The following is a 15,599-nucleotide window of genomic DNA, read 5'->3' as shown; positions in this document are numbered from 1 at the left end:
TGAACGAACCTTTGCCTACTTCGGGGACGATGCAAAAGGCAGCATCAGACGCGAAAGATTCGTAGCGTCGCGATAGATCGTGTGGGTGACTGGCCGCCCAACCGGCAGGTGAAATGCGTCGGGCGGCAACAGGGAGTTGTGCTCATCCACCAGTGGCTCATTGCACATGAGCTCGACGACCAACCTGTGCCCAGCCTTGAATTCATTGGCGAAGGGATAGAGCCGGATGACGTATTCGTTGATCACGCCATGCTCGACGGGCACGCTGCGCGTGTGCGGGTGATACGGATTGCCGTCGCTTGACCGCTCGTCGAGTTCCCGATGCGATGCCTTGAGGAAGCCCGTCGTGACAAGCTGACGTTTGCCGGACGGTGCCTCGTCCCACAGACGCAGGATGAAGTTGGTGTCGTCCTGATCGATGGCAGCGTAGAGATGCGCAGCACCCACGCCATGCACCGACGTTGCGGTCTGGAAGGGTTCGGTGGACCACGTCAGCTTTTCCACCTTGTCCACGACGGTCAGCGGCGCCTGATAGAAGCCCTCGGGATGCGCATGGTCCACGCCCATGGGCTCGGGCTCGAACGCCAGCTTGCCACGGGTACGCAGGTACAGCGGCCGGTATTCGACTGGCGTGACTGGCCAGTGGTCACCCGTCATCCACTGGCGGCTGCCTTCGACATGCACCCTCACCTTTGGCTCATCCATGATGCCGTTGTCGATACCCTTGAGCCAGTATTCATACCAGCGAAACATGGTGTCGTGCTCGTCCACCCACGGGCGCGTCTGCATCGGCGGGTATGGCCCGATATCCAGTTTCTTGGGGCCTTTCAGCACGTCGAAGAGCTCGATCGTTCCGTCTACAGTCCAACCGCGACCCTGGTTGATCTGCAGGTACACGGGGATGTCGATGTTCCGTGCCAGATTGATCGGGTTCTGTTCTTCATACCACTCGCCGTCGAGGTGGTTGGTGATGATGTCGAACCACGATTCATGGTGGATCGGATAGTTCAGCACATGCACCAGATTGGGCCAGGCCGCCACGTCGGGGTCGGCCAGCCGCTCGGCCACACGCCGCTTGATTTCGTCCTCGGGGTACGTCTCCAGCATGCGGGACATGTGACGGTGGGTGAAGGCCCAGCCCGAATCGCCACCACGGCCCTCGCGCGCGGCTCGTGGCATGAACCACATGACGCCGCCGTGATAGGTGGTCTCGTAGAAATCGAAATGGCCGCCGCTGACGAAAATTGCCTTGAGATGCGGGGGACGTTCTGCTGCCGCAAAGATCTGCATGGAGCCGAAGTACGAAATGCCGATCATCCCGACCACGCCGTTACACCACGGCTGCGCGGCCACCCACTCGATGAAATCGTAGGCATCCTGACCCAGTGGCACGCCGCCGGCGTTGTAGTTGCCGATGTGTTCTCCTTCGGAACCACCGGAGCCACGCACATCCCCGATCACATGCACGTAGCCTTCCTTTACGACACGCGCAATGTCACCCGCCTCGATGCAGCCGTCCCACAGTGGAGACGGGCGCCGTTGCGGCGGTACGGTAAGCGCCAGCGCCTGCAGTTCCTTGCCATAGGGGCTGAGTGCAACCAGCGCCGGTCGTGGCGTATCGCCTTCGCCATGGTAGGCATCGGCGGCCAGATGAATCCCGTCGCGCATTGGTACGCGCAGGTCTTTGTGTACAACGATCATGACCGATAACCCTTGTGGAAGTAGCCGTGCATGGTGGTGAAAAACGGTGAAGGTTCCAGCGATGGATCGCCCTCATAGCGCAGGTGATGCGCGATGCAACAGAACGGCGAACAGGAGGCCCTGGCAACAGCGGGGCCGTCGAGGCCCTGTTGCTCGGTAGCAGCACGCACCCGCGCCTCGATGTCGAGGCTTTCCTGGATCTTTGCTGCCGCCTGCTCGCGATCGAGCACGACGCCCAGTGATTCGGCACCCTGGCTGCGATAGGGATGGCCGAGGAACAGGCGGTTTGGCCTGACGTGGTCACGCAGGTGCAGCAGGCTGGCGCGGTATGCATCGGGATCGGCATAGCTCGGAAATCCATTGGCCGCGCCGTGGATCTGGACGGCATCGCCCGCGAAGACATCGCGCTGCCCTTCCACCACATAGGCCACCGAGCCAGCCGTGTGACCCGGCATGGAATGCACGGTAATCGTGACATCCGGCCCAAGCGAAATCTCGTCGCCATGGCGAACCAGCACGTCGGGTTCCATTTCTCCCGAGACGGCCGCCTGGCAGACCGCCGTCAACCGGGCCTCCCCTTCCGGATCGTCGATATAGCGACCACGACCCTCCAGGTATTCGTCGACATGGGTGCGGCGCGAACGCAGGAACGGTGCGTCCGCCTCGTGGATCACGACTTTGGCTTTCCGGCCGGTGAGCTCCCACAGCGCATGGGCACCGCCGATGTGGTCGATGTGCCCGTGCGTCAGGAGAATCCAGCGCACGTCTTCGATGCGCCGGCCCAGTTGCTTCAGGGCCGGTGCGATGCCGCTGGCAGGCGACGATGCGATGCCGGTATCGACAATCGCTGGTTCGCTTCCGTCGATGAAAAAACTGTAGAGGCCAAACCGCCCCCACTGAGAGAACAGCGGGTGGATATCGACGGTCTTCGTCATCGAGCGTTCCTGATGAAATCGGCGGTCTCGGCAAACACCCCCTGGAACTCGGGCAGCCACGAGAAGTGCTGGACAAACCCGTGCGCTGCCGATTCGTAGCGACGTACGGTTGCCGGAACTCCCGCTCGCTCCAGGTTGTGGCCGTACCGCTCACCCTCATCACGCAGCGGATCACATTCCGCCGTGACAATGAGTGCCGGAGGCAGTCCGGAAAGATCCTCCCGCTTGATGGGCGATACGAGCGGGTCGGCCGGGTCGGCACCGCTGTCGATGTAGAACGCATTGAATGGCTTCAGCATCGCGGTCTCCAGCCCGTTGCCAACCGCATTGGTCTTCAGCGATTCGTAGCGATCCACATCGAAATCGAGGTCGAGCGACGGGTAATAGAGCACCTGGTGCGTGATGCATTGCAGGCCATCGTCGAGTGCCATCGCCGCGACGGCAGCCGCGATGTTGCCGCCTGAACTGTCACCGGCCACGGCCAGGGTCTGGCCGTCCCAGCCAATTCCGCTATCCGGGCCGCGGCCATTGCTTTCGAGCCACTGCACTACGGCGTAGCAATCGCGCAACCCTGCCGGGAAAGCATGTTCGGGAGCCAGCCGATACCCGACGGAGACAACAACACATTGCGTGACGTCGGCCAGCGCGCGCGCAACGTGATCGTGCGTGTCGAGGCTGCCGAGGAAGAAGGCCCCACCATGGAAATACACCAGCACCGGATGGGTATCCGCCGCCGACGGCTTGTAGACGCGTACGGGCACATCACCTGCGGGCGTCGGCACGGACTTGTCGACTACCGAATGCAAGGGGAGTCGTTTCTCCATCGGAGAAACGTGGCTCGCATCTGCCGTTCGCATGGCTTCCGGGTTGAGAGGTCCCGAAGGCGGGGGCGGCAATGAGGCGATGAACTGGGCAACCGTGGAATGCAATGCCATGACTCAACTCCTCGCGGCGAGTTCGCCCTGATGCTGGCTCGGAAAGACGGTCTGGATCTCGTCTTCGCTCCAGCTCTGACGGGACAGGCGCTGCAACTCATCGGTCACAAGCTTGCGGCTAGCCTGGTACTGCGCCAGTGCTGCGGGAATCGAGTCAGCCTCACCGAGGTTGGCGGCCAACGCGCCGGCATCCAGGACCGCCGAATTAGCGCCCTGCCCCTGGTGGTGCAGCATCGCGTGCGCCGCATCACCAATCAGCACCACCGAGTCGGTATGCCAAGCAGGAACGGGGTCAATGTCATACACGGCGCGCAGGTTCACCTTGTCCATATCGAGCCCCTCGGCGATTGCCACCAGTTGCGGATCGAAGCCCGCCACGACTTTCAGCAACTGCTGCTTGTCCGGAACAGGCGCTGGCGTGGAGTCGGTCGCAAGACACGTCACGTCAAAAGACACCTCGTTGCGATGCTTCAGCGGCAACAAGTAGATCTTGGTGCCGTGCCCCACGTACATGCGAAGGTTGCCGTCATCCACCAGACCGTAGGTGTCTGCGGCCGGGATGACTGCGCGATAGGCGTGTTCGCCTGCAAATACCGGAGGCCGGTCGCTGAACAGATGCTGGCGCACCTGCGAGCGAATGCCGTCGGCACCGACGATCAGATCGGCGGTCACCGTCACGCCGTTTTCAAATACGGCAGTGGCGCTGCTTCCGTTGTCGATGATCTTGGTCAGGCGGTGGTTCAGCTTCACCATGCCGTCGGGCAGCACACCCAGCAAGGTATCGATGAAGTCGCCACGGTGCACGAAGCGGGTGGTGGCACCAAAGGCTTCCTTTTCGGGCCACGCCTCCATGGCGATCCGTTGACCGTGAGCCGTCAGGATCTCAAAGTAGTCGCTAGCCGAGGTCACGGCAGCGATGCGGTCCAGGATTCCGAGCTTGCGGAACTGGTCTACCGTGGAGGGACGCAGGCCGATTCCGGCACCGACCTCTTTGACTTCCTGCGCCTGTTCGTAAACTGTCACCGTTGCGCCGAGCTGGCTAAGGGCCAACGCTGCGGTTGCGCCAGCGTATCCGGCGCCGATCACGGCAATGTTCAGACTCTTCAAAGTACCGGGTGTCATCATGTGTCTCTGTAGTTGGCTTTTTTCAATGAGCGGGATTGGGCGTCAGGGCCAGGAACTCGGCCGTGTTATGCACGAACAATTGGTCAATGACCGAATCCTCGATGCCTTCGGCGCGCAGATCAGGCAAGAGCTGCTCGAACAGATAGTTCACGGTGTGGCCTTTCACACCAGGCCAGCCCAGCGGCGAGCAATTCGCATCTGCCGAGGCAAGAACCTGTTTCACCAGGCCGCTGTTCAGGAATCCCAGAAAGTGTTCGAGGCGCTCCTGACGGTGGCGACCCCAGAACGGCGGATCGGGCAATTCAAGGTCGTAGCCGAAGGTATCGAAGCCAATCCGCCCGCCCGCGGCCAGGAGACCTTCCTCGTTGATCAGCCCCTGGCTCACGCCATCATCTGCATGCCCGAACAACACCCGGTGGCAGGGCAGCCCCTCTTCCGCAAAGATGTTCAGTGCCGGTGCGGAATCGACCGCGAGATGGGTGAAGATCGGTGCGCCAGTGATGCGGGATGCGCGTGCCGCCGCGCGGTAGATGCGCAGGTCGAGCGCCTTCATCCTGAAGCCGCGGCTCACCCCAACCTTGATGATTCCGGCCTTCGCGCCGGTGTCACCAATGCCGACCGTGATCTCGTGAACGAACTGGTCGGTCAGATACTCGACGCTCGCACGCTCGAAGAACGGCAATGCCGTGTCGCCTCCGACAAAGCCGGTGCTGGCGACAATATGCACGCCGGTCTTGTCGGACAGGGACTTGTAGTAGTCGATGTCGCGGCCGTTGCAGATGCCCGTCGCTTCCACGAAGGTTGCGGCCCCCCATGGTTTCGTGTTCTCGTGAAACTGGCGCAGCTTGGGCACCGTTTCCTCATAGCGCTGCTCTGGCGTCTTCCACCAGCGGCTGTCGAGCTCGCAGCCAGGCATGCCGTAGCCGATGTGCTCGTGAATCGCAACGAATCCAAGTTCCGAAGCCGAGATCGTGCCAAGCACTGTGTTTACGCGTGTCATTTGTCTTCCCCATGGACGCTCAGCAGTTGGGCGGTATTGGTAATCAGCATTTGTTCGATGTGTGCCTGAGACACCCCAGCCGCCCTGAGCATGGGCACGAACTTCGTCAGTACGTTGCAATAAGGAAGATCGTTGCCGGCTTCGCCAAACGAAACCCCGGTGGCGCTGGCAGACAGAAGGACGCGATCTGCATGGCCTGCTTCGATCAATGCGACGATCAATGCCACACGTTCGGAATCACTGAGGTAGCGCGGGTCGGTCGAGCCAATGTGGTCGACGCCCACCCGGGCGCCTGCGCGTGCCACTGCCATCGGCCAGCCCTTGGCGACGGCGTCACGGCGATCCATCCCGCCCATGACAAGGCGTTCCGGGCTAAGGTCCTCGTCAATGGCCAACTGCATCTCTTCGAGTGCATCGGCACCGCAGCGGATGAACACGGGCACCCCATACGTTGCGCCGGCGCGAGCCGCTCCGCGCACCAGACTGCCGTCAGTCGGCGTCATGCCGCTGTGGGTGACCGCGGTAGCCACCATGCCGGCAGGCGCACGGCGCTCCAGACGCGGAACCACCATGCCTTCATTCACTTCTCGCCCAAACATTTCGGCGAACTTGTGTGCCGGCCAAGGCGTGGGGGGATTGGCCTGCGGTGTCAGGAAGTAACCACCGAGCATGGCCTCGGGCCCCTGCCCCGTGGACGCAACGATATGCACGCCGGTAGCGCGTGACAGTGCCTCATACAGACGCAGGTCACGTCCTTCGAACATGCCCGTCGCATCGACGATGGCACCTCCTCCCGCCGCCTTGAACGCCCTCAGCTTCGCCGCAATGGCATCGAACACCTCGGCACGATCGATCCGGATGTCATACCCGTACTGCGCGCCCGGCAGCACGTACAGCAGCGATTCGCTGAGGAGCGTGACTCCAAGCCGCCTGGCGTCGACCGGGCCGAGCACCGTGTTGACCAGCGTTGCATTGACGCCCTTGCCGCTGGGGGGATCCAGGATGAGGGAGGTGAATGGTGGCGTCGTTTCCGGGACGCCCTGGCTGTGTTTCACGCACATGTTTGCTTCCTAAAAGCGCCGGGGTGCAAAGCACGTCACCGGCAGAAAAACCGTCATGCCACCGCGAAGCGACACGCGTTCATTCATTGCAATGTTCTATTGTTATGCCAAAGTAAAAAGCAGAAATTGTCTTTTGGTTTGGGGTCTACGCGCGCTTAATGCCTTGCCGCGGTCCTGCCGAACGTCCTACCCGCTTTTCAACCGCTCCCGATGCCTACGTACTGCACGCAGTCATGCGGCGCAGCTTGGGAATCGGTATGCGATAGTCGAGCGCAACCGCCGTCGCTGTACCGTCGGACTGCCGCCAGCGAAGCACTCCCCGCTCGTCGGTGCCTTCCACGACTTCTGCCTCACCCACCACGGGTGTCGGCCCAATGGCCTTGAGAGAAATGCCAAACGCCTCTGTCCAGAAGTACTGCTGAAATGCGAGTTGCGGAGCATCCGGTCTGAGGAGCGCGGCGGCGGCCACTTTCGCTTGATCGATGGCGCTCGTCCACAGCGGAACGCGTGCCACGCGACCCGCGTGCGGAAAGGCAGCGACATCTCCCGCGGCTGCGATATTCGGGCGAGCAAGACCGTGTGTGTCCACCACGAGCGCACCGCCATTGAGCAGTCCGCTTGTGGAGAGCCACTCGACATTGGGGACATCGCCGACGGCAGAAACGATCACCTCGGCCTCGATGACCGTGCCATCGCCAAGCGCCACCACGGGTGTACCGTCGCGTGTCACAACCTTCGCGGAGTCAGTCGTGACGATCTTGAGACCGTGCGCGAGCGCAGCACCATGGAACCGCGTCGCGAGCAGTGTGCCTAGCTGGGCTGCGAGCGGCATCCTTTTTGCAACCAGCGTCGTGGCACATCCGGCCCCGATCGCGCCGGAAGCGATCTCCATGCCGAGCGGGCCGCCACCCACCACCACGACCGAAGGCTTCGACGCGAGTCGTGCCCGCAGCGTCAGCGCATCGACGAGCGTGCGAACGGTGTATTCTCCGCTTCGACTATCAGGACTCAGGCGCCTGGCGCGCGTGCCAGTGGAGATTACCAGGGCGTCATACGGCACCTCTTCGCCATCCGCGAGCCGCACACGCTGTCGATCGACATCGAGTCCAACGGCTGCGATTCCGCGCCGCTCGACTGCGCCGTGCGTCGCCTCCGGCAACAAGTGCGAAGTGAGATCCTCCCCGTCGCGCAGCAGGGCCTTGGACAAAGCGGGACGGCTGTATGGCGCGACCGGTTCATCACCGACGACCGTGATTCGGCCGTCGAACCCTTCGGCGCGCAACGTATCGCAAGCGGTCAGACCGGCGATGCCGTTGCCCACCACCACGATGTCGCGTGGCACGTTCTTTTGATGCACGCTCATCAAGTCGCCTCGTCGTCGACGAGCTTGAGCGCGGCTACCGGGCAGACGCGCGCCGCAGCCTTGGCGGTCGCGAGGTTCGCATCGTTGATCTCGTTGACATCGATGGCCGCATAGCCTTCTTCGTCGATGTGAAGAAGCTGTGCGGCCACCTCTTCGCACAGTCCATGGCCTTCGCAACGAGGACGATCAAGAATCAGTTTGATCATGCAGCCTCCAACTCCACGACAGGAACGGTGTCGAAAGACACCGTGACGTTGCTTGGCACGCGGGCGACATCGCCGATGCGGAACGATTTGATCTGGGTCGCGAGCGCCTCGATGATTGCCGCACCCTCCATGCGGGCAAGGCCTTGACCGGCGCAACCGTGCGGACCGTAGCCAAAGGAGAGATGGTCGATCGGGTTGCGGGTCACATCGAAGACTTCAGGATTCTTGTAATGACGCGGGTCGTGATTGCCTGCGCCCAGAATGATTGCGATGCGCGAGCCGGCCGGGATCTTCACGCCCCCCACCTCTACGTCATGTGTGGCCACGCGACTCCACACGTGGACGGGCGAGTAGTAGCGCAATACCTCGTTGAACGCAGAGGGAACCAGCGACAAATCCGCGCGGACCTTGGCAAACTCTTCAGGAAAACGTCCGAACAGAGCGATGGTGTTGCCGATCGCGGCCAGTGTCGTGTCAAGACCGGCACCGAGATATTGGTGAATGATGTGGCTCGCGGCGCCTGCGGGAATCACCCCTTTCTTCTCGGCCTCGAAGACGCCCCAACCGACCGAGCCGGGAGTCAGGGCGTCCTGGGTGATTTGCGAGCAGTAGCCGTAGAGCTCGCCCGCGATGGGGAAATTCTCTGCGGTGCGCTGGTTCATCGGTCCCACGACTTCCATCGCGGCCTGTCCCCAGCGCAGCATGTTCGCCCTGGCCTCACCCTGGAAACCCACAAGGTCGGCGACAACTCCGATCGGAAAGCGCCGGGCGATTTCATCGATCGCGTCGAACGACGGTTGCTTGACCAGGCGGGCCACCAGGGCGTGCGCATCGGCCCTGATTTTCTCGCCCAGACCGCGCAGCGCCCGCGGCGTGAGGTTTTCCGAAAGGGCGGCGCGCAGTTGGGTATGCGTCGGCGGGTCGGAAGCGAGTGACGTTCCCTGCAGGGCCTGATTCACGCCATCGTTGAAGCCAATGCCCTGTGCGGAAGAAAAGCGCGTCGGGTCGGCAAGCGCGCTCTTGATGACGTCGTAGCCAGTCAGAGCGTAGAGCTTCGAGTGCGTGAGATAGACGACATCGCCGAGTTCACGCAAAGCCCGGTATGCCGGGTAGGGATCGACGAGCACATCGTCAGCCCATAGATCGATGCCGGATTGGGGGACCATAGTCACAAGCCTTTTCCTCGTTGTTGACCATGGCCTGCATTATTGATTTGACTTTACACTGTGTAAAGTAAACGAATGCCCTGACAGGGTAATCCCCTAGTCATGGCGCCCCCAACAACTTCCACCACAACTCGGTCAGCACTTCGAGCGCCGGTTCGGTCGTTAGGTCCAGGTCGCCGCGCATCCAGGAGAGCGCGGTCTGGTCGAGCGCGACATAAGCCAGTTCACCGCGAAAATGCCGCGTTTTCGGTTCATAGCGGTTAGCGGCATCAAGACCCTCGCGGATGTCCGCCACCACCTCTTCGATCCAGCCGCGAACCAGTGCGCGCATTTCGGGATCAACAGCGGAAGCTTCGGTGGCAGCCAGCACATGTGGCTTGATTAATGGCCAGCGAGCGGCCTGCTCGTTCAGCCAGCCCCCCAGTTTTTCGCGTGAGCCTTCGCGTACCGCCGCTACCAGCAAACTTGCCGTCGAGCTGCGACCTGGTTCGTCACGCCGCTCAAGGATGTCGTTGAGTCCGTGAATCAAAGCACGCATCAATTCGCGGCGCGACTCGAAGTGAGAGTAAAAGGTGACGCGTGTGGTGTTCGCGGCGGCAGCAATGTCATCGACGGTCGTGGCCACGTAGCCGCGCGAAACAAATAGTTCGAGTGCCACGGCGAGGATGTGCTGACGAGTCGCTTCCTTCTGGATTTGACGTTGGTTCTTCTGTGGCTTTGGCATGGTGACAACGATAATGGAATGTCGGATTTTCTGTCTTCAATGCCGCGTTGCAATTCACAAAGAGGTTTAATGAATCGAGCGGGAATCTCGTCGATGTCGAAAATTCATCGACTCAGGCCGAACGCGTACTTGAAGTCATCGGCACGATGCACGGCCCGCCGCCAGCCGCCTGCAGAGCCGTCGCTGGTCATCAACGTCGTCACAGCAACAAGGACAGGCGCACCCACTTTGATCTCAAGGGCTTTCGCTTCCTGCCGAGTGGCTGCGGAAGCCCAGATATGCTGTACGCCTCGCGTGTAGACCACACCAAGCCTCAGCTCGATCAGAGCGAACACTGTACCGACCCGCTCGAGTTCTTCGACATCAGGAATAAAGTCCGGCGGCGTACGCAGGTAGGTATGCGCCCATACCAGCGGGGCACCCTGGACGGATATGACCCGCTGAACGTACAGCAGCTTCTCAGGCGCCTCGAGACCGAGCGCGTCCCTGACCTCTTCAGGTGGCGCTACCCGTTCAAGTCCCGTCACGCGCGAGGTGGGTTTCAACCCCTGCTCTGTCAGGTAACGGGTCAACCCACCGAGTTCCAAAGCCGGAGGAAGGCGAACATTGGCACCCTGAACCGGAAAGGTTCCCTTGGCCCTCTGGCGAACCACGTAGCCTTCATCCACCAGTTCTTTCAGCGCCTGGCGTATTGGTGCCCGGCTCACGTGAAACCGCTTCATCAAGCTGGCTTCCGTCAATGCCGGCGCAGTACCGCGCCCCGCACTTTGCAGCTCAGCGATCAGGATTTCCTTGATCTGGCTATATAGGGGAACAGTGGAGAGTCGGTCGATAATATGTGACATCGAGAGATATTAGCATATTGTTATGCCAATATAATGCAGGGCGCGAATCTGCCACGCCAATATTGCCTATGTCTCATTCAGGCGTTTTCCAAGCCCGAACTGCTGCGCGGCACGCTGGTCTGCAGGCGCAGGTCTTTTCGCAGCCAGTCATAGAACGCCAGTATCGTCTGCGGAGGGCCCAGTGATCGTCGGTACTTCACCGTCATCCGGCGTTGCCCCTCCGCTATCACTTTGCAGACGGCACAGCCATCCATCCTTCCGTCTCACAAGCCGCAGCCACTTGCTTGCCAATCGACTCACCCAGGCGCGTGGCATCGGCAGAGATCGTGTCGCGCTTCGCCTCGGACACACCGTGCACGCCAGATCCCGCAGTTGCGGCCACAGCCACATGCCCGGCTACAGCGCCCACGCCTGCTGTCTCTGCAGCGCCAGGCATATGGCCACTATCAGCATTCGCGACAAAGTTCTGTAGCGGCACCGATGCGCCGTTAGCTGGCTTGTAGGAGATGCGCACCTGTACGCCAACGTCGCTCTTGCCCGCACCCAAGCCAATCAGCAGCCGACGACGGCTGGTGCCTTCATCAATCTTCCGGAAATCACCCTCGACGATCAACGCATTGGCATTCTCCGGTGCCGGTCCATCCAAGCGCACTGCGTTCAGGCTCTGCGCACGTAACGTGCGGACGATCTCGCTGGCCACTTGCTCTCTGGCCTCGGCGGCGACTTGCGATTGCGAATCAGCGGAACCGTTGCCGGCGGCAATTGACTTCATCCTCTGCATCACGCCACCGTCAAGTTGCACCTGACCAGCGTCGGCATTGAAAGCATGAACGTAGATCACGTCAGCCTTCACCGTCTGCAATAGACCCACATGGGCAAGGTCGGTAACACCTGCGTTCGCGTAGCCGGCTGTCAGCATCGCACCGGTAGCGAGGGCGACGATGGCGAGGCGCTTGGTCTGGGTCGCAATGAATTGGAGCGTGGAGGACATCTTGATTCCCTCGGAAGGCATGGCGCTGCGGCGCGGTGATCAGAGTATGGAAAACGATGGGGCGGTTAGCCAGCCACGAGTTATTTCATCCAATGTCACGGCCTTCGTGCGAGGCAGACGCATCACTAAACAAATGCGCCGCCATGTGCACGCTGCCCCATCCGCCGGCAATGCCCTGTGGGCCTACGGTCTCAACGCACGACATAGATCGGACGGGAAGCGACGTAGACGGTACGAGGGGCGGGCTTGACCACCACGGTCGGGAGCGGCGCCACGGGGACATACACCACCTTCGGAGCAGGCTTGACGACCACTTTGGGTGCTGGCTTTACCGGGACGCGCGGAAAGCCCCGTCATTCATGGCGGGGATGTAGAGCGCGGACGCCACAGGCGTCCTTGCAGGCGCTGGAATCCTGATAGGATTGGTTCATGCAAAGACTCCAGGCCTTCAAGTTCGAACTCATGCCGTCCGGCGAACAGATGCTCAAGATGCGTCAGTTCGCCGGCGCATGCCGCTTCGTCTACAACAAGGCACTGGCGATGCAGAAGGAGCGCTACGAGCGTGGGGAGAAGAAGCTCGGCTACGGGGGGCTGTGCAAGCAGCTAACGGAATGGCGCAACAGCGCTGAAACGCCGTGGCTGTCCGAACTGCACGCTCAGGTCGCCCAGCAGACCCTAAAGGATCTCGAACGCGCCTATGCGAACTTCTTCGAGAAGCGTGCGGCCTTCCCACGCTTCAAGCGCAAGGGTGAACGCGACGGGTTCCGCTTTCCGCAAGGAATTAAGCTCGAACGCGAGAACGGCCGCATTTCGCTGCCCAAGCTTGGCTGGCTACGCTACCGCAACAGCCGGATGGTGCTCGGCGAGGTTCGCAGCGCCACAGTATCGCATCGTGCTGGCAAGTGGTACGTCTCTATCCTCACGCTGCGCGAGGTCGAGCAACCGGTTCCGCACGGCGCGTCAGTCGGTATCGACGTGGGCGTGGCCCGCTTCGCGACGGCGAGCGACGGCTCGTTCGTGGAGCCGCTCGCGAGCTTCAAGAAGCACGAGCAGCGGCTCGCGAAGTATCAGCGCCGCATGGCCCGCAAGGTGAAGGGCTCAGCGAACTGGAAGAAGGCGAAAGCCAGAATCCAACGCATCCACGCGCGCATCGCAGACGTGCGTTCTGACTTTCTCCACAAGGCATCGAACACGATCAGCAAAAACCACGCAATGATCGCCGTCGAAGACCTTCAGGTTCGCAACATGACGCGATCGGCCAGCGGTACGGTCGACGCGCCGGGGCGCAACGTCCGCGCAAAGAGTGGGCTCAATAAGGCCATTCTGGACCAGGGCTGGGGCGAATTCCGTCGCCAGCTTGAGTACAAAACGGCATGGCGCGGCGGCTACTTCGTCGCGGTGCCGCCGCGGAACACGAGCCGCACCTGTCCATGCTGCGGCCACATTTCGGCCGACAATCGCAAGGCGCAGGCGCTGTTCAGGTGCGTCGGATGCGGCTACGAGAACAACGCCGACGTGGTCGGCGCAATGAATATCCTCGCAAGAGGTCTGGAAATGATCGAAGGGCAGGACACGAGCGTCGCTTCGCTCGGGTGCGCAAGCACAGCCCGGATAGCCTGTGAAGTGAACGGCGCTGTCAGGCCGTCAGCAGCAGGAACCCACCGAAGCGACTCTGCCATCGCGGCATAGCGCAGAAGGAATCCCCTCCCTTTCCGCCACCAGGCGGCGGCCTAAGGCCGAGGGAGCGGAGGATGTCAACACAACCACCTTCGCAGGTGCGACATACACCGGCGCCGGCGTCACCACAACAGTTGAAGCGAACGCCTGACCGCTTGCCAACAGGATCACGGTGCCGGCTGCGGTTGCGAGGAAACGGGAGATTTGGGAGAAGCGAGCGGTCATCACAAGTCCTTCATTTGATTTCTGCCGGGCCGGTGCAGCGCGGCAACGGACCGAACTATAGGTTGGAGACTCGAGAATTTCGCGGTGAAAAACATGTCACGCCGTTACACGACCTGGAGATAGCCCAGAGCAGCAGATGGACGTCCGCACGCAAAGGAAACACCTGCTATCCCATGCGGCGCACGGTCCCGCGTGCCATGACATAGACCGACATAATTGCCACATGGCGTCTGACCTGATCGCCTCCTACAGTTGGCTCACCGACGCAGCCACGTCACCGCGCAACCAAAGGACGATCATGCACAACCTTCACAGGATCACCCTACTCGCTACGATCTTTGTCGTAGCAGTTTCACTGGTCGAGGCCTTCTTTCTGGCCCGCAAGGCACGCAAGCAAGGAAAGACCTATCCCTGGCATGAGATGGGTCTGTCGCTGGCCGATATGGCCGGGCGCAAGGTGATGGCGCTGCTGCCGCTGTCGCTGGCCACGCCGATCTTCGCGTTTGCCTGGCACCACCGCATCTTCACCGTCGAGATCAACAGCGCGCTCGCCGTGCTGCTGCTTTTCCTCGGCCAGGAGTTCTGCTACTACTGGTACCACCGCGCCTCTCACCGCATCCGCTTTTTCTGGGCCACGCACGCGGTCCATCACTCACCGAACGAACTGACGCTCGGCACCGCGTACCGACTCGGGTGGACTGGCAAGATCCTGGGGGCCTCAATGTTCTTCGTCCCGCTGGTCTGGCTGGGCGTACGTCCTGAAGTCGTGCTCTCCACCCTGAGCCTGAACCTGCTGTACCAATTCTGGCTGCACACCACCTGGATCCCCAAGTTGGGCTGGTTCGAGTACGTGTTCAACACCCCGTCGGCTCACCGCGTGCACCATGCCTCGAACCTCGATTACCTCGATGCCAACTACGGCGGCGTACTGATCCTCTTCGACCGACTGTTCGGCACCTATGTGGAAGAGCGTGAAGACGAGCCGTGCCGCTTCGGCCTCGTCCACCCGACCACTACGCGTAACCCTTTCGTCAACCAATTCGAGCACTGGATCGGCCTGGGCAAGGACATGATGCAGTCAAAGAGCGTGATCCATGCGATGGGCTACCTGATGATGCCCCCGGGTTGGGCTCCCAACGGCAAGGGAACGACGACCGAGGAACTGCGCAAGCAGCAAACCGTAGACGAAGGAGTGACGGCGAGCGCCGCCTAAAAGGAGGACACGGGCAGCTAGCACCGATCGCTGACGCTGCTCAACATCGATATCAGGAAATAGTTATGTCATGCAACAACATTCACGTCGTGGCTGCCGCGGATCAATGGGCAGTTGTAGCCGACGGCGGACACGGTCGCGAAGTATTTCGCTCGCTGGAAGAAGCCATCACCTCGGGCACCGCAAAGGCCCGCCAGAGGCAAGTCGAACTGCTCATTCACGGCCGCGATGGCCATGTCCGAGCACGTAGCGACTACCGAGACGACCCCTGCAACGTCTCACTCTGGCGCCGGATGGCTTGACTGGCCGATCACCAGATGTGCGGGAAGCCCCGGAGTTCAGTCCCGGGCGTGCCCCCCCAAAGGTGTTGGGGATTGTGGGCCCGGCGGCCCCCCCCCCCCATAAATATGCGCGCGCGGGCGGGGGGGGGGC

The 15,599-nt window shown here is 61.5% G+C and carries 15 protein-coding genes; 3 read left to right on the top strand and 12 right to left on the bottom strand.

Annotation, left to right across the window (positions count from 1 at the left end; translation table 11 throughout):
* Nucleotides 1-15: 15 nt before the first annotated feature.
* The 12 genes from ACO550_RS05525 to ACO550_RS05470 form a co-directional block, all read right to left on the bottom strand.
* Entirely contained in the window at nucleotides 16-1,701 is a 1,686-nt protein-coding gene (locus tag ACO550_RS05525; RefSeq protein WP_315591918.1) for a CocE/NonD family hydrolase, read from the bottom strand.
* Nucleotides 1,698-2,636, bottom strand: a complete 939-nt coding sequence (locus ACO550_RS05520) for an MBL fold metallo-hydrolase (protein WP_315591917.1) — start codon at nucleotides 2,634-2,636, stop codon at nucleotides 1,698-1,700. The genes ACO550_RS05525 and ACO550_RS05520 overlap by 4 nt, the downstream gene beginning before the upstream one ends.
* Nucleotides 2,633-3,571 carry an alpha/beta hydrolase fold domain-containing protein gene (locus ACO550_RS05515; RefSeq protein WP_315591916.1) on the bottom strand — a complete coding sequence of 313 codons (939 nt, stop codon included), beginning with the start codon at nucleotides 3,569-3,571 and terminating at the stop codon, nucleotides 2,633-2,635. The genes ACO550_RS05520 and ACO550_RS05515 overlap by 4 nt, the downstream gene beginning before the upstream one ends.
* Nucleotides 3,572-3,574: 3 nt before the next feature.
* On the bottom strand, nucleotides 3,575-4,693 hold the full coding sequence (locus tag ACO550_RS05510; protein ID WP_485994428.1) for an FAD-dependent monooxygenase: 1,119 nt from the start codon (nucleotides 4,691-4,693) through the stop codon (nucleotides 3,575-3,577).
* A gap of 25 nt (nucleotides 4,694-4,718) precedes the next feature.
* Nucleotides 4,719-5,696 carry a phosphotriesterase family protein gene (locus ACO550_RS05505; RefSeq protein WP_315591914.1) on the bottom strand — a complete coding sequence of 326 codons (978 nt, stop codon included), beginning with the start codon at nucleotides 5,694-5,696 and terminating at the stop codon, nucleotides 4,719-4,721.
* On the bottom strand, nucleotides 5,693-6,757 hold the full coding sequence (locus ACO550_RS05500; protein ID WP_315591913.1) for a phosphotriesterase family protein: 1,065 nt from the start codon (nucleotides 6,755-6,757) through the stop codon (nucleotides 5,693-5,695). The genes ACO550_RS05505 and ACO550_RS05500 overlap by 4 nt, the downstream gene beginning before the upstream one ends.
* A 214-nt stretch (nucleotides 6,758-6,971) precedes the next feature.
* A complete protein-coding gene (locus tag ACO550_RS05495; RefSeq protein ID WP_315591937.1) occupies nucleotides 6,972-8,120 on the bottom strand; it encodes an NAD(P)/FAD-dependent oxidoreductase in 1,149 nt (382 codons plus the stop codon).
* Entirely contained in the window at nucleotides 8,120-8,326 is a 207-nt protein-coding gene (locus tag ACO550_RS05490) for a ferredoxin (protein ID WP_315591912.1), read from the bottom strand. Before ACO550_RS05490 ends, ACO550_RS05495 begins: the two co-directional genes overlap by 1 nt.
* Entirely contained in the window at nucleotides 8,323-9,492 is a 1,170-nt protein-coding gene (locus tag ACO550_RS05485) for a cytochrome P450 (protein WP_315591936.1), read from the bottom strand. The genes ACO550_RS05490 and ACO550_RS05485 overlap by 4 nt, the downstream gene beginning before the upstream one ends.
* 100 nt (nucleotides 9,493-9,592) lie before the next feature.
* Nucleotides 9,593-10,216, bottom strand: coding sequence for a TetR family transcriptional regulator (locus ACO550_RS05480; protein ID WP_315591911.1), 624 nt, complete (start codon nucleotides 10,214-10,216; stop codon nucleotides 9,593-9,595).
* Nucleotides 10,217-10,320: 104 nt separating this feature from the next.
* Entirely contained in the window at nucleotides 10,321-11,061 is a 741-nt protein-coding gene (locus ACO550_RS05475; protein ID WP_315591910.1) for a UTRA domain-containing protein, read from the bottom strand.
* Nucleotides 11,062-11,287: 226 nt separating this feature from the next.
* Nucleotides 11,288-12,052, bottom strand: a complete 765-nt coding sequence (locus ACO550_RS05470; RefSeq protein ID WP_315591909.1) for a DUF4410 domain-containing protein — start codon at nucleotides 12,050-12,052, stop codon at nucleotides 11,288-11,290.
* A 429-nt stretch (nucleotides 12,053-12,481) separates the two neighbouring features.
* Between ACO550_RS05470 and ACO550_RS05465 the strand changes: the two genes are divergently transcribed.
* The 3 genes from ACO550_RS05465 to ACO550_RS05455 all read left to right on the top strand — a co-directional run bounded on the left by ACO550_RS05465 (nucleotide 12,482) and on the right by ACO550_RS05455 (nucleotide 15,469).
* A complete protein-coding gene (locus ACO550_RS05465) occupies nucleotides 12,482-13,741 on the top strand; it encodes an RNA-guided endonuclease InsQ/TnpB family protein (protein ID WP_485994299.1) in 1,260 nt (419 codons plus the stop codon).
* A gap of 511 nt (nucleotides 13,742-14,252) precedes the next feature.
* Entirely contained in the window at nucleotides 14,253-15,167 is a 915-nt protein-coding gene (locus ACO550_RS05460; RefSeq protein WP_315591935.1) for a sterol desaturase family protein, read from the top strand.
* A gap of 65 nt (nucleotides 15,168-15,232) precedes the next feature.
* A complete protein-coding gene (locus ACO550_RS05455; protein ID WP_315591907.1) occupies nucleotides 15,233-15,469 on the top strand; it encodes a DUF2188 domain-containing protein in 237 nt (78 codons plus the stop codon).
* Nucleotides 15,470-15,599: the final 130 nt, after the last annotated feature.

The sequence above is a fragment of the Cupriavidus sp. genome, assembly GCF_057315035.1.
Note: the sequence above shows the minus strand (reverse complement) of the source record. Positions and strands in the feature narration are given on the sequence as shown.